The organism is Haloferax sp. Atlit-12N (assembly GCF_003383095.1).
Taxonomy (GTDB): domain Archaea; phylum Halobacteriota; class Halobacteria; order Halobacteriales; family Haloferacaceae; genus Haloferax.
In genome coordinates, this window is the sequence record NZ_PSYW01000001.1 from 574,469 (window position 1) to 586,747 (window position 12,279).

Here is a 12,279-nt window from a genome sequence, read left to right on the forward strand (position 1 = left end):
TACAGTTGGATCACGATAAAGAGTCATCAAACTAAAGTACAGCGATGCAGTTCTTTTGACCAGATGAATTCGGGTTGCAAACTGACTGCTTTAGATCTATTTTGCGGTGCAGGGGGACTCAGCTTTGGTCTGGAGCAAGCAGGTATCGAGGTTGTTGCTGGTGTTGATGCTGACCACCACTCCATCTCAACCTACTCTTACAATCATGATGGCAGAGGCGTCTGTCTTGACCTCACCAGCTCCAACATACATGAAAAAATATCAGAAGAAATTCGAGGAAACGGATTTGACCCAGAAGATATTGATATAGTGGCTGGTGGGCCTCCCTGTAAGGGCTTCTCGAAAGCGAATTCGATCACACAAAACCGGGATAATCCTTTGAATGTTCTCCCAGAACTGTTTCTTGAGATTGCTGAAGAGTTCAGTCCTCGCGGAATCATATTAGAAAACGTCCCTCCACTTCTGACTATGGAAGAGGGACAATATAAGGATAGTATCCTGGACACTCTCCAAGACTGGGGATTCCATCACCGCTTTGGGGTTCTCCATGCTGATGAATATGGTGTACCACAATTACGACGTCGAGTTTTCTTCATAGCCTCTTCAGAAGGACGCCCTAATTTTCCTCAGACTACACACAACCCCGGGGCTAGAGAGTATGAAGAGTTCGAACATGATCCACACTTAGATGATCCAGTCACGGTTCGGGATGCTATATACGATCTTCCACGACTCCCTAAAGGTGGAGGCGGTAGCGAAGTAATGGAATATGACCCACCTGTTGAGTATCTCACAGAGTATGTTAGAAGCATGCGGTCCCAGATAGAAGACTCCGTGGTCTACAATCACCGAACAACAGTAAATAGAGAGTCAACATATCGCCGATTCAAGTATATTAGTCAAGGTGGGAATTGGGAGGATATCCCCGCAGAGTTGATGTCAAATTATAAGAATAGAAGTCAAACGCATGACCACATATATCGCAGATTGAAGCCAGACATGCCGGCATATACCGTTGCAAACTTTCGAAAGCAGATGATGGTTCATCCACTAAAGGAATCCCCCGGTGAAGAAAATACTGGTGACCAAGACCGGCTACTGTCTGTCCGTGAGGCTGCACGGCTTCAGTCTTTCCCAGACCATTACCGATTCGTCGGTGAATCGTTCAATGCCCGTCAACAAATGGTTGGCAACGCGGTTCCAGTCAGGTTAGCAAAAGCTGTTGGTGGAGCTATGGTTGATGTTTTAAATGACAGCTCTAGCTCTTCACCCATCTCTTCAGGTGCAATGTCGGGCGAGGCCCAAGACGACTAGTTCTTCAGAAACCGAATAGACCCGGTGGGAATCGACGGAATAAGACTCAAATAATAGAGTCCGGCCAATCCGGACACCACCCAATCATCCCTTTCTAACTAACCACCCTCGGCTAACTTGCCGTGGCCACGAACAGCGAGACACCACAAAAACAGTTACTCGTCGTCGACGGACTTCAACGTCGATGCGTCCAGTTCTTCGTCCAAGTACGCGAGTCCGTCGTCCGAGATCGCGTAGAGGCCGCGCGAAAGCCGCGTGGCCAGTCCATACTTAGTCAGCAGCGGAAGACGGTCTTGCGCATGACCCATCGAGGGGCCGCCAAAGTCTTCGACAGCACGAGGAGTGAGATTACCGTACTCTCGAAGCAACTCAAGAATCCGGTCATCAGAGGGCGTCATCCACTCCGCGCTCTGTCGCATATCGTTTCACCATCCGTCTGAGTTCAAATCACCACGCTTCTGCCGAAACCTCGTTCTTCATCCTCACCAACTGCTCTCGTGTCTCACCACTTGTCGACCCGATTAGTTCCCGATCGGGCCACGTGTGAATAGTCGGCCCACCGAGTTCCGCAGCTACATCGCGAACCATCTGAATCTGTTCAAGCGCGTACTCAACCCAGGTCTCTCGGTCGAGTAGTTCCTCAAACGCTGACGCTGCTGCTTCGAAGCCGGCGCCACGCAATGCGTCGACGCACAGCTCGAAGTTCATCCCTCGGGGATTGATGGGTTCGTGGAAGACGACCTCGGGATCAATGGCACGGAACCAATTGAGCGCTTCGCGGATGTCGTCGCGGTCCATCGTCGGATACGTGGGAGAGAACGAAGCGGTACTATGAGATCTCATGAATAGTGGCACCTGTGTTTCGCTCAGGCAGAAGGTGTTTTGAGGAGGGATTAGTCAGGCTACATGTCTTTTTCACTTTCACCCAAGATGGGGAACTAATATACGGACGGGAGTCACATATCCAAGAAGTAGACGATAGTCAGAGGTACTCCAATGCATATTCCCGAAGGTGAATACAATCTCAAGGATTTCTGCCGAGTCATTATAGACTCGCCTGAGTCTGTTCTATCGGGGTACCACGGACAGCGAGTGAAGTCTTTCCTCTACCTCTCAGATGACGGCTGGAGGGAGTATCTCGACGAACATTACGAAACCGAAGATCTCGGTGAGATAACGAAATTTGTCGGAGAGTACCGGAATCGAAAGGGCGCTGAACAGCCAGCGAAGTTCTACGTCGGAGAGTACAAAGACGATCTCCAGATGGTAGTTACGGCTGAGACAGAGGAGGCAATTCGACAAGCGCTGCGCCCCGTTTCAGAACATAGCGATTGCCTCTCACCGATGCCGATTATGACTGAGGACTTCCAGACAATGAACGAGATCGTCCTCAGTAGTTACGAGGACATGCGCATTTCTGAGTTTAAATCAAAGCGTGTCCCTAGTCTTGCAGATGCTCGCACCCGCCCAGATGTCGACCGTGAAATCGAGTACAAGGGAATCGATGGTCGTGACCGACTCGATGAGTTTCGCAACGAGTACGGCGTCGTCCCTACTCGAATCCAGTATGAACACGAAAACGTCTCCATCAGAATCGACACGTCCGGCAAGTTCACTCTAGAGACGGTCAATCAGGAGAGCTTCAATATCTTGTTCGAACTCCTGAATGAAGTCGTGGTCAATGTTCTTGAGTTACTTGACGTAGCAAACCAGATCAAGTTTGAGAAGCGGGAGGTGGAGCCGGGAAACTTGAAACTCCAAGTCGCGGAGGTGAGTTCTGGTGAGATAGATTTTGATCAGCCAGTTACGTTGATGCAAGCCGAGAGTTTTATCAGAGGCACGAAGAACAGCCAAGACCTGAATTTCAGCTTTACAGACGTTACGAAGCAAGCGGGCTCTCTCGACTTCTCTGCGCAAGTAACGGACGAGAATAGAGGTTCCCTGTTCAACGTGAGTGCCACTGAGAACTCAATGCGGATCATCCCGAAGCACAACTGTTCGTTCCCATCGCTGATTGAGTTCTACCTCGCCGTGATTCAGATGTTAGATGGTGGGGCGAGAATGAAGCTCTACGAATCTCAGACTGCTGCATAACATGACGAACGTTGACCCTCCAGACTCGGTGCCCGAGGGTCAAAAAACAGAATATCGTGGACGCTACGGGAAGTGTATCCATCAGAAGCTCCGCCGGTTTCAAGAACAGTCCAAGCGCGAGAGCTTCCGCGAAGAAATCGACATTCAACGTCAACACCGCAAGCTGATCAGTTACTCAATTTTTCCGTTCGTACAGAGTGCACCAGCGGGATATAAGTTCATTACCGCCGAACCGCTCGAGGATTTGGGAGTTCCCAACTTCGATTTCCTGTTGTGGAACCTCGATGGAAGTGTGATTTTCGGAGAGGCGAAGTCATCTATCCCCTCAAGCGCCAGTAAAATCGTTGAACAACTTCAGACGCGGAAAGAAGTAGCTAAAGAGTACAAAGAGCACATCGAAGAAGAGATTCTGGGAAGCGAAATCAACCACATGGAGTTCGTGGTTGCAACGTACGTCAACCACGGCGATAAGATTGCAAAAGAGATCATCGAACAAGGAGCAGAGTTTATCACATGGGTGGTAGACGCCCACCACGATACGTTGTGGATTCGGCATGCAAGGCCAACCGTATTCCCGGATAATTTAGAGGCGGATGAGCCAAATGCGATGCTCCAAGAACTTGAGCGACGTCACACACACGACGTGTCGTCGTTGAACGGTGAACTAGACCGAGTAACCACAGCGTTTGGTCAAGCAGACGTTCTCCCGACATCGATTATTGTCGACCAACTGCGTGTCGTGGTGCAAGCTCGCCGTGTTGAGGGGCGACACCCATGTGTTGACCGCGCAGATATCAGAAAATACGTCGCAAATAGCTCATTGAACTTCAGCGAAGGTCGTATCGATGAGATTGTTGATGACCTCATCGAGTCTGGTATACACATCAATTTCTTATCTGAGTGGGAAGACGAACGCGCCGACCTCAAAATCGTCTCGAACTACACGGCTAAAGATGACCTCGAGCAGGTCCTCGAAGATAAATGGGTAAACTGGCGAATAGAGGGCATGAAAGACGAACTGCGTAAGGAATGTGAGCAGCTGGTTGCTAGCGAGATCGGCAAGCAGAGTCGGCTTGACGAGTATGGGACAGGTATTTCCAGTAAGTTTACGGAGACACAAGAACGCTAGGCTAGTGTTCGTTTGTTTGTATATTCATCAGATATTCGTTGTGCAGGCAGACAATATCGATTGATACACCGATACACTTCAGGCATCAAGTAAAAACCAGACCAGGTATACATCAATCAGTAGCTATTCTAAACCATATCTCTGTTCACGCCGTTGGAATGCCTCCGTACCGCCTTCGAGAATTGTTGTGACTTTTTCTCTGATTTCTGAATTTTCAAGGCCTCCAGATTCAAAATTAATTGTATTATCATCATAGTCTGCGACAACAACCTGCTCAGCATCCGTATTAACAACTAGATTTGCATTGTGGGTCGCAATTATTACTTGTCTCTTTAGCTTTGCGTCTCTAAAAGCACCAACTAATGTTTCATAAATAAACTGATTGTCGAGATTTTCTTCTGGTTGGTCGATTATTAGTGGTGTTTCTTCTTCTGCAAGTAGTATCTTTAGAAGAACAGTTCCTTTTTGTCCTAGGGATAGACTCTGCATCGGAGAACTTCTGAAATATATCTCTTCAACTAAGTCCAGGTGTGTGTCATAGACTGCACTTTCAAAATCAATGTCCTGTACTCTACTCAATTTATCTTTCTGCAACTCTTCAACTGAATTTAAAAACTTTTCAACATCTTCTGCCTGTTGTTGTGGTACTTCTCTCTCTAGAGCATTCTGGAGGTGTTCAATGGCGGCATCAATATCTGAATCATTTATGCTACGGCCATCAAGAAGTCGGCTCAATTGTTGTTTGAGGTCGTCACTAATGTTGACCGAGGGTTCGAATGATATCTCTTCAAGAATACTCGTTTGCGTCGAGGAAAATTGATCAATTACCGTTTGATACTGATTCCTAATCTCAATATATTTCTGTAGGTATTCTATGAATGAGGTACGGCGGTACTTTCGAAATTCCTCCAACCTGTCGAGTCTATCGTTTACCGCAGAGAGTTCTGACTCTAATTCTGAAATTTCGTTATTAATATTTTCTAATTCATCCAACAATTTGGAGTAGTCTTGTTCAAGGTCAGTTAGTTCAGTGATTCTCTTCTCTACTTTGGCCTTTTCATCTTTTTTACTCGATAAATTCTCATCTAACTCTTCAGATATGGTATCAAGTGTTTGGGGAATATTTCCGATTGGTATTCTTTCAATAGATCGTCCAATGCCGAAATCAGATAACTGTGACTCGATGTCTTCAAGTCTCGAATTTAGTTTTTGAACCCGAGACAACTCCTCAGCAGAACCCTGAACGTCTGAGATTGTGTTTGTTATTTGTTCAATCCCGCTCTCTAGTTCCTTTTTTTGCTCCTTTAGCCTCGTTGCGGAGTTATTTTTAAGTTCATCCGAGTGGCGTTGTTCGAATGAATTAATCTCCGCTTTTTTAGACTTCAGCCGACCCTCCGCCCTAGATATCTCTTTCTGTAACTCTTCTTTATTCCCAGTTATCTTGTCTGGGTCTAGTTCATATATCTTAGAAGTTTTTGATCTAAATTCGTCCGCATGTTCTTCGGCCTCTTTATGTAACTGATCAAACCGGTTTATCATCTCAGGATTACTTTGGTTGACATTCCGCTTGATCACTTGTAGAATATGCTTATGCAATCGTTCCTCATTCCGACAATATTCTTCAATTTGCCCCTGTGGTAGATACACAAATTCTGCAGATTCAAAGAATCTCTCTTCAGTAAGCTCTTTTGAAAAGTCCTCTACATCATTCCCATTAAATTCTATTTTTGTTTGGATACTCGGTCTTTTTGACTGTATTCTCTGAACAAAAGAGTTCTGATCATCTGGTTCATCGTAATCCTCAATCGGCCGGGCACAACGATCTTCAAAACAATTCGAGATCAGGTCCAGTAGGGCAGTTTTGCCGGCACCCTTGCCGCCGATGACAGTCACTAGGTTATTATTTAGAGGAATATCATTATCTGCAATTTCGAGATTGTCAGAAATATTCCCGTTGGAGATACTAACACCGCTCAGCGAATGGATAGGTGTAAAGCCATCAGGTTTGTCAGATTGAATCTTGACGCGCCTTTCAGGCTCGTACATAGTCTGTTTTAAGCCTTCGAAGGTTGGGTCTGCTTTTATCCAACAGTACTTATCATCATCCGGTCTACAAAGTCGTTCATACCGGTGAGCATCTGAGCCATGAAGACAGGGTTTAACATCACCAAATGCTCTGTTGAATGCTTCTTTACTTTCATCAGCCTTTCCTAAAGCCCAGTCAATTTGATTGCTGTTAGCAGAAAAGAGGGCATCGGTCTTTCTAAAGAGACGTTCCTTGGCACCATGTCCCTGAGATGTCCACTCGATGTCTCCCCAAACACCTGTTGCCAGTATGAGCATGAACTCCCCTTTGAACTCCGGTTTATCTAATGCATCAGTTATTTCATTAAAATTGACTGTTGCAATTTTGCAACCAGCTTCATAATTAGAAAGGTGGTTCTCTTCTTGATTTGAATCTATGTAATCCTTTCCTGCATACTGGAGGTTTTCTCTAGATAGAGAGTATTGAGTCCCTCTCGCATCGAACTTTATCCCATTCAAGAACTTCCGTTCAATCTCGTCTGGATGAATATCTTGACTAAAGATAACATGCAGATTGACCCGCTTTGTGTCTCCACTATCTTTTCGACTCGTAACGATATCTGATAGTCGAAATTCGATATTTGGAAGAACCGTGTCGAAGTTTTTGACCCTGCCTTGTTCTCGCTCCTTTAAGATTCGTTTGTACCCATCAATGCTGAAATAATCGGTGATACCTAGAACTGAAATGTCAGAAACATTCTCAAGTTCAGATAAGTATTTGTTCCACTGATCAGAATCATACTTTTGAACCTCCTCATCGCCATTGAACTGATACTGGTGTTCAAATGAAGCAGGAGTATGAACATGAAGGTCCCACTTTCTCCATTCAGATCCACGACGGGAATTCATATCAAAATTACATGTCAAAATGATATATAAGTCCTATTACTATCTTTAGTCAGGATTAAGCTATGTCCTGAACACAAGGTTAAGAAGAGACCGCAGCAGATCCGGCCAATCCGGACACCACCCAATCATCCCTTTCTAACCAACCGGCCTCAGTTAGCATGCCGTGCTCACAGCTACACCAACAGAATCAGTCGTCGCCGAGCGCCTCAACCTCGTCGGCGTCAACCCTTCCAGCGAGGAAGTCGCGACCGAAGTCTGTGAGTTCGTAGATTCCGTTCGTGTTGGTGAAGAAGCCGGCGTCCTCGAGTACGCGAACGCGCTGGTTGACGTACTTTCGGTTGTAGTCGATGTTGTAGGCAAGCGATTTCGCCGTCACTCCGACGTCGTGCTCGTCGTAGAACATCAGTATCTCGTAGTCAACGGGAGAGAACCACGAAATTCGCTCAACCATTTCTCTTGTATTGTCGACGGACATGAGCCAAAAATCACACCTATCGGTAACAAGTGTATTGACGATAGGTTTGTCTAATTTTGTACTATCGTCAATAGGATTTATATCCAATGCGTCTCAAGGTGGATACAGACGACCCTCGTCGGTGCTTACAGGTCTGGTAGAAACTCCGGACCCCTGCTGAGACAGGAGCCCGGTAAGGGTCGTCGCGACAGCCAATGACGACCGAACTAACCCACTCGCGGGGGCGAGATAAACCCCGCGACCCGAAAGAGGAATCACCGTCCAACTGCCCCGTCTGCACCACGCCCATCGAGGGCTTCACCACCTCGGCTCCCGGCAGCCACACCGTCGTCCCGTGCGGGTGCGAACTCGGATTCGTTCGCGCGAGCGACCTCACCGGAGGCAACCGATGAGCGACTGGGAGTCCCCGGTCCCCGACGCGCAAGCGAACGCCGGCGCGAACGAACTCGCCGTCACGCTCGACATCGAATCGACGACTGTCAGGGGAAGCATCTCCGCGGAGGTCGAAGACCGCGTCAACCACCTCTACGTCGAGGTCGCTCACGGCTCGGTCATCTTCGAGGTCGGCGAGGAGTTCCGAAGCCTCAGTACGGCGACGACGTTCACGCCCGAACAGGCCCGGGCGCTCGCGACCGCGCTGGAAGCCGCCGCCGAACGCGCCAGCGAGTTCCGCGACGGACTCATCGTCCGCAAGTACAACCTCGCCGGAGGCGACGAATGATTCCCACCGAGGCCGTCCCGCCGCGGGGGAACTGCGGACGCTTCGAGGCCGAAATCGACGAGGACGCCGATACCGACCTCCCGGATCACCTCGTCCCGGTCACGAACCCGAACCACACCGCCTACTGCACGGTCTGCGGCTTCTGGATCACCGTCGGCCCGGACCGCACGGAGTACGGCCACGGCCGGGCGGCCAACCGCGGTCCCGACGAGGACGGTGAACGCCGCGACTGTCCCCACCGCCCCAACCGGAGGGTCGACCCATGAGCCGCGCCGAGTCGCCGCCGCGCGACACCCTGACCGAAGAGGAACGCGAGCTATTCGAACGACTCTACGAGCAGTTCAAAGACGACGACATCGGGCGCGTGTTCGAAATCGCGCTTCAGGCCTCGTCGGAAAGAGAGAATCGCGAGGCCAACTCGTGAAGCTCCTCGGTGTCCATCATCGCCGGGCGCTCGTCGAGCGTCCGCCGAGCGCGCAGCAGGTCCCGACGCGTGTCGGCGTCGTCCGCCTCGACCACCTTGTCGTCGATGGCGGTGCCGATGCGGTCGAGGAGTTCCTTCGACTCGATGTCGAGCGACTGGTTGCAATGGATACAGAAGCCGCGCTCCCGCGGCGTCTCCTTCTCACAGCGCGGGCAGGTGACGGGCGCGAGTTCCTTCGTCTCCGTCTCGACGGCTTCGAGGCCGTGCATCGCCGCGTACTGAATCTCTTGGGTCTCGCCGGAGAACTTCGCGACGTACCGGGAGATGACGGGCGACCCGCGGGCGCGACCCTGTCGGTCCTCGATGAACGCTTGGGACTTCTCGCGCGTCGAGAGCCAGTAGGCGTTCGACTTCCGGAAGTTCGTCGGCGTGACGGGCTTTCGAATCTCGGCGCGCTTGCCCGCGGCCTTGAAGCATTGGAGGAAGCGCGTGTAGCTGAACCGCTCGGGTTCGGTGAGCTTCGTCCAGAGGTAGTCCTCGTGGTCGCCGGGGTGTTCGGCCAGCCAGCGCTTGACGTACGGGACGGCCACGATGAGGTGGACGTCGTGTTCGCCGCGCTTCCCGTCGACGCGGACCTTCAGCGAGTGCTTGCCGTCCGTGATGTCCTCGACGCGCATGTCGTACAGTTCGCCGCCGCGGAAGCCGCCCTCGAACTGCAGCGCGATGAGCGCCTTGTCACGGGGGTTCCGTGCCGCCTCGATCATCGGCTCGACGTCGCGTTCGAGGTCGAGCATGTCGGCCTCGTCGGGTTCAGGCTGGTAGTCCCGGCTGGTCTTCGTCGAAATCCACGAGTGCGTGTCCGGGATGTCGTCCCCGCGGGTGACGTGCTTCGCGAAGAGCCGGAAGGCGACGCGGTAGTCGCGGTTCGTCTCTTGGGAGCCGTCTTCGATGTCGTAGGTGCTGTGTATCCAGCGGACGACGACCTTCGCGGCGTCCTTGGCGTCGTAGAACGTCTCCTCGTCGTCTGCGTCGCCGTCGCGTTCCCGCACGAGCGTCTCATGGAGACACGTGTCTGCGTTCTCGCTGATTCGGACGTTGTGCCTGAGGAGTTTCTCGTGTCGGTAGTGGCCGTAGTCTTCGCGCAGCAGGCGAAGTTCGTCCGAGAAATCGAGCAGGAGTTCACGGTCGCGGTCGCAGCCGCCGCGGGTTCCGTTCCGGAGTTTCTTCCGGAGGGTGGCGACCGACTGCTTCGGGTCGGAAGGCATGTGAGAATCGACAGTCGATGGGCTGGTAAAGGTTCAGTTGAGAGCCCTCCACCGGCTCTTTCTACCGAACACAGTACGATTGAAGAGCCTCGCGTGGAAGGATTTAAGCCAGCGAGCAACGCGGAGCGTTGCGAGTGAGGTTCACAATCCCCTCCACCGGCTTCTACTGATTCCTTCATCATCCCACAACTCAATCCCGGAGACGAAGGTCTTCGGTTCAGGGATAGTCGCGCGTGACCAGTCCGTACTCAGTCAGCAGCGGAATGACGGTCTTGCGCGTGGCCCCATTAATCGACCAACCGAATTCCTCGACACCACGATGTGAACTCACCGTACTCACGAAATTCCGCTAAATTCACACATCCTCGCAAGATCGAGCGACAATACTGACAACTAATTACTGCTTCTAACGATCTCAGGGCACGGATTAAGCATAAACAATTATGTTAGAATCGCGCGTTTCCCTAGGTAGCTCGCGACGTCCACAGTAGCCAGACATACACTAGTGGTGGGCGCCTCTGACAATGGCTGCTGTCGCGAGCTCCCATCGCTGTGGCTTGACGGCGATTAATCGTTTTCTCAAATCGTCATCGAACATGACAATTGAACAAATATTCATGGCGGATATGATCATAGATGGACATGACTCGCGACGTGGAGGGTGTCCCGACAACTCAGAGTGGTGGTGGTGGGGTTCCCATGGATGAGCCACCGTCGCAGAGGTTCCCTTTGTCACCCCTTTTGCAGCGTGTTCGACGGGATGCTCATTGACGTCTGGAGTACCACGCTTCCGCCGAAACCCCGCTCTTCATCCTCACCAACCACTCTCGTGTCTCACCACGCGTCGACGCACAGCTCATCCGTGACGAGTTCGTTTGCCCGTATCACGGGGTTCTCGACGAGGACGGCGCTGACCAGTAGGCGACCAGTATACCGCCGTTCGTGATGGTTCGGCGGCGACCGGACCGTCTCGGGAGCGGCTCAAAACCCGATGTGCGACGTCGAACTCGGAATATCGTCGTCTTCGGCGTTGTCCTCGTCGTCGCGCGCCGCGCCCTCGTAGAGATAGGTGTACTCGTCGTCGGTCAGGAAAACGTCGCCGTCGGCGACCGCGATATCCACGTCCGGGAGAGCGGTACCTACCGCTTCGCCGTTTTCGCACGCGCCGGAACAGGCGTCGAACATCGACCCGTGTTTCGGACAGATGATCTCGCCGTCACGTATCGCCGCGCCGGACCCCCGGTCAAACCGCTGGTTCTCGTGGGTGCACGTGTTCGGCCACGCTTCGATGCCCGGCCCGTCGTCGCACCGGACGAGGATGAGCTCTTTCGTCCGCGAATACGCGTCCTCCGCGGTGAACAGGTACGACCCGTTTTCGGGGACGTCGTCCACGGCCGCGACTCGTGTTCCATCGACCATCGGACACAGCTATCGACCGTGTCGAAAAGTAGCTATCGGCGACGACGCCGGGGACATCGGGCACGGCCCACCGATTACGCCGACGTGAATCGGTCCCACACCACGCGACAGTCGCTACAGAGGAATCCCGTGAACTCGTCTACCGCGTGTCTCCGGACCGTCGTATCTCGTCCGCAGCGTTCGCACCACATACCCACTCGTTCGAGGGAACGTCGTATTGTTATGAATCTCATATCTGCTGACTTGACGCTCGGCGGAGTCGGAACGGAACACGGGTCGGCGGTCCACCGACTCAGCGGTCCGCGTCGGGGTTCACACCGCACACGCCCGCGTCGTCGCCCATCTTCTCCACGCCGGGTGCGAACCGACCTAACTTCCAAACCGGGTCGTGCCCGGTCTCCACGCGGTGTTCTTCGATTCGGAGACGCGCGTCCGCGAGCTTCGAGAAGCGCTCTTCGAGGCCGCACGTCGGACAGGAAACCGTCGCACGAGGAGTCGACATCA

14 protein-coding genes are annotated in these 12,279 nt (G+C 51.9%); 7 read left to right on the top strand and 7 right to left on the bottom strand.

Annotated features, from left to right (window positions below; genetic code table 11):
* The first annotated feature begins 63 nt into the window (after nucleotides 1-63).
* Nucleotides 64-1,314, top strand: a complete 1,251-nt coding sequence (locus C5B90_RS03005; protein ID WP_115878997.1) for a DNA cytosine methyltransferase — start codon at nucleotides 64-66, stop codon at nucleotides 1,312-1,314.
* A 155-nt stretch (nucleotides 1,315-1,469) separates the two neighbouring features.
* On the opposite strand, the gene C5B90_RS21010 is transcribed toward C5B90_RS03005, so the two are convergent.
* On the bottom strand, nucleotides 1,470-1,733 hold the full coding sequence (locus C5B90_RS21010) for a PhiH1 repressor (protein WP_115878999.1): 264 nt from the start codon (nucleotides 1,731-1,733) through the stop codon (nucleotides 1,470-1,472).
* A 28-nt stretch (nucleotides 1,734-1,761) separates the two neighbouring features.
* Entirely contained in the window at nucleotides 1,762-2,112 is a 351-nt protein-coding gene (locus C5B90_RS03015; protein WP_115879000.1) for a hypothetical protein, read from the bottom strand.
* Nucleotides 2,113-2,310: 198 nt separating this feature from the next.
* On the opposite strand from C5B90_RS03015, the gene C5B90_RS03020 reads away from it, so the two are divergent.
* Nucleotides 2,311-3,408, top strand: coding sequence for a hypothetical protein (locus C5B90_RS03020; RefSeq protein ID WP_115879002.1), 1,098 nt, complete (start codon nucleotides 2,311-2,313; stop codon nucleotides 3,406-3,408).
* Between the two features lies 1 nt (nucleotide 3,409).
* Entirely contained in the window at nucleotides 3,410-4,537 is a 1,128-nt protein-coding gene (locus C5B90_RS03025) for a hypothetical protein (protein ID WP_115879004.1), read from the top strand.
* A gap of 123 nt (nucleotides 4,538-4,660) precedes the next feature.
* Here the strand turns inward: C5B90_RS03025 and C5B90_RS20250 are convergent, their stop codons facing one another.
* The gene (locus C5B90_RS20250) at nucleotides 4,661-7,471 is read right to left on the bottom strand and encodes a TrlF family AAA-like ATPase (RefSeq protein WP_148708192.1); all 2,811 of its coding nucleotides are present in this window, start codon (nucleotides 7,469-7,471) and stop codon (nucleotides 4,661-4,663) included.
* A gap of 187 nt (nucleotides 7,472-7,658) precedes the next feature.
* Entirely contained in the window at nucleotides 7,659-7,922 is a 264-nt protein-coding gene (locus C5B90_RS03030) for a MarR family transcriptional regulator (RefSeq protein ID WP_199517431.1), read from the bottom strand.
* Between the two features lie 218 nt (nucleotides 7,923-8,140).
* Between C5B90_RS03030 and C5B90_RS03035 the strand changes: the two genes are divergently transcribed.
* From C5B90_RS03035 to C5B90_RS03050, 4 genes are read left to right on the top strand one after another with little or no spacing between them, the layout of a single operon-like run.
* Nucleotides 8,141-8,338, top strand: a complete 198-nt coding sequence (locus tag C5B90_RS03035) for a hypothetical protein (protein ID WP_115879007.1) — start codon at nucleotides 8,141-8,143, stop codon at nucleotides 8,336-8,338.
* Nucleotides 8,335-8,667 (top strand): hypothetical protein, encoded by a 333-nt coding sequence (locus tag C5B90_RS03040; RefSeq protein WP_049968214.1) that lies wholly within the window; start codon nucleotides 8,335-8,337, stop codon nucleotides 8,665-8,667. The genes C5B90_RS03035 and C5B90_RS03040 overlap by 4 nt, the downstream gene beginning before the upstream one ends.
* A complete protein-coding gene (locus C5B90_RS03045; RefSeq protein ID WP_115879008.1) occupies nucleotides 8,664-8,933 on the top strand; it encodes a hypothetical protein in 270 nt (89 codons plus the stop codon). The genes C5B90_RS03040 and C5B90_RS03045 overlap by 4 nt, the downstream gene beginning before the upstream one ends.
* Nucleotides 8,930-9,091, top strand: coding sequence for a hypothetical protein (locus C5B90_RS03050; RefSeq protein ID WP_042663211.1), 162 nt, complete (start codon nucleotides 8,930-8,932; stop codon nucleotides 9,089-9,091). Before C5B90_RS03045 ends, C5B90_RS03050 begins: the two co-directional genes overlap by 4 nt.
* On the opposite strand, the gene C5B90_RS03055 is transcribed toward C5B90_RS03050, so the two are convergent.
* From C5B90_RS03055 to C5B90_RS03070, 3 genes are all read right to left on the bottom strand, one after another.
* Nucleotides 9,049-10,356, bottom strand: coding sequence for a tyrosine-type recombinase/integrase (locus tag C5B90_RS03055; RefSeq protein WP_115879009.1), 1,308 nt, complete (start codon nucleotides 10,354-10,356; stop codon nucleotides 9,049-9,051). The two genes, C5B90_RS03050 and C5B90_RS03055, sit on opposite strands and share 43 nt — an antisense overlap.
* A 981-nt stretch (nucleotides 10,357-11,337) precedes the next feature.
* Nucleotides 11,338-11,775 (bottom strand): Rieske 2Fe-2S domain-containing protein, encoded by a 438-nt coding sequence (locus C5B90_RS03065; protein ID WP_115879010.1) that lies wholly within the window; start codon nucleotides 11,773-11,775, stop codon nucleotides 11,338-11,340.
* A gap of 292 nt (nucleotides 11,776-12,067) precedes the next feature.
* Nucleotides 12,068-12,277, bottom strand: a complete 210-nt coding sequence (locus tag C5B90_RS03070; RefSeq protein ID WP_115879011.1) for a hypothetical protein — start codon at nucleotides 12,275-12,277, stop codon at nucleotides 12,068-12,070.
* Nucleotides 12,278-12,279 lie beyond the last annotated feature (2 nt).

Bases quoted from the DNA above. Each gene is read 5' to 3' on its own strand.
- C5B90_RS03005 (WP_115878997.1), top strand. From the start codon at position 64: ATGAATTCGGGTTGCAAACTGACTGCTTTAGATCTATTTTGCGGTGCA.
- C5B90_RS21010 (WP_115878999.1), bottom strand. From the start codon at position 1,733: ATGCGACAGAGCGCGGAGTGGATGACGCCCTCTGATGACCGGATTCTT.
- C5B90_RS03015 (WP_115879000.1), bottom strand. From the start codon at position 2,112: ATGGACCGCGACGACATCCGCGAAGCGCTCAATTGGTTCCGTGCCATT.
- C5B90_RS03020 (WP_115879002.1), top strand. From the start codon at position 2,311: ATGCATATTCCCGAAGGTGAATACAATCTCAAGGATTTCTGCCGAGTC.
- C5B90_RS03025 (WP_115879004.1), top strand. From the start codon at position 3,410: ATGACGAACGTTGACCCTCCAGACTCGGTGCCCGAGGGTCAAAAAACA.
- C5B90_RS20250 (WP_148708192.1), bottom strand. From the start codon at position 7,471: ATGAATTCCCGTCGTGGATCTGAATGGAGAAAGTGGGACCTTCATGTT.
- C5B90_RS03030 (WP_199517431.1), bottom strand. From the start codon at position 7,922: ATGGTTGAGCGAATTTCGTGGTTCTCTCCCGTTGACTACGAGATACTG.
- C5B90_RS03035 (WP_115879007.1), top strand. From the start codon at position 8,141: ATGACGACCGAACTAACCCACTCGCGGGGGCGAGATAAACCCCGCGAC.
- C5B90_RS03040 (WP_049968214.1), top strand. From the start codon at position 8,335: ATGAGCGACTGGGAGTCCCCGGTCCCCGACGCGCAAGCGAACGCCGGC.
- C5B90_RS03045 (WP_115879008.1), top strand. From the start codon at position 8,664: ATGATTCCCACCGAGGCCGTCCCGCCGCGGGGGAACTGCGGACGCTTC.
- C5B90_RS03050 (WP_042663211.1), top strand. From the start codon at position 8,930: ATGAGCCGCGCCGAGTCGCCGCCGCGCGACACCCTGACCGAAGAGGAA.
- C5B90_RS03055 (WP_115879009.1), bottom strand. From the start codon at position 10,356: ATGCCTTCCGACCCGAAGCAGTCGGTCGCCACCCTCCGGAAGAAACTC.
- C5B90_RS03065 (WP_115879010.1), bottom strand. From the start codon at position 11,775: ATGGTCGATGGAACACGAGTCGCGGCCGTGGACGACGTCCCCGAAAAC.
- C5B90_RS03070 (WP_115879011.1), bottom strand. From the start codon at position 12,277: ATGTCGACTCCTCGTGCGACGGTTTCCTGTCCGACGTGCGGCCTCGAA.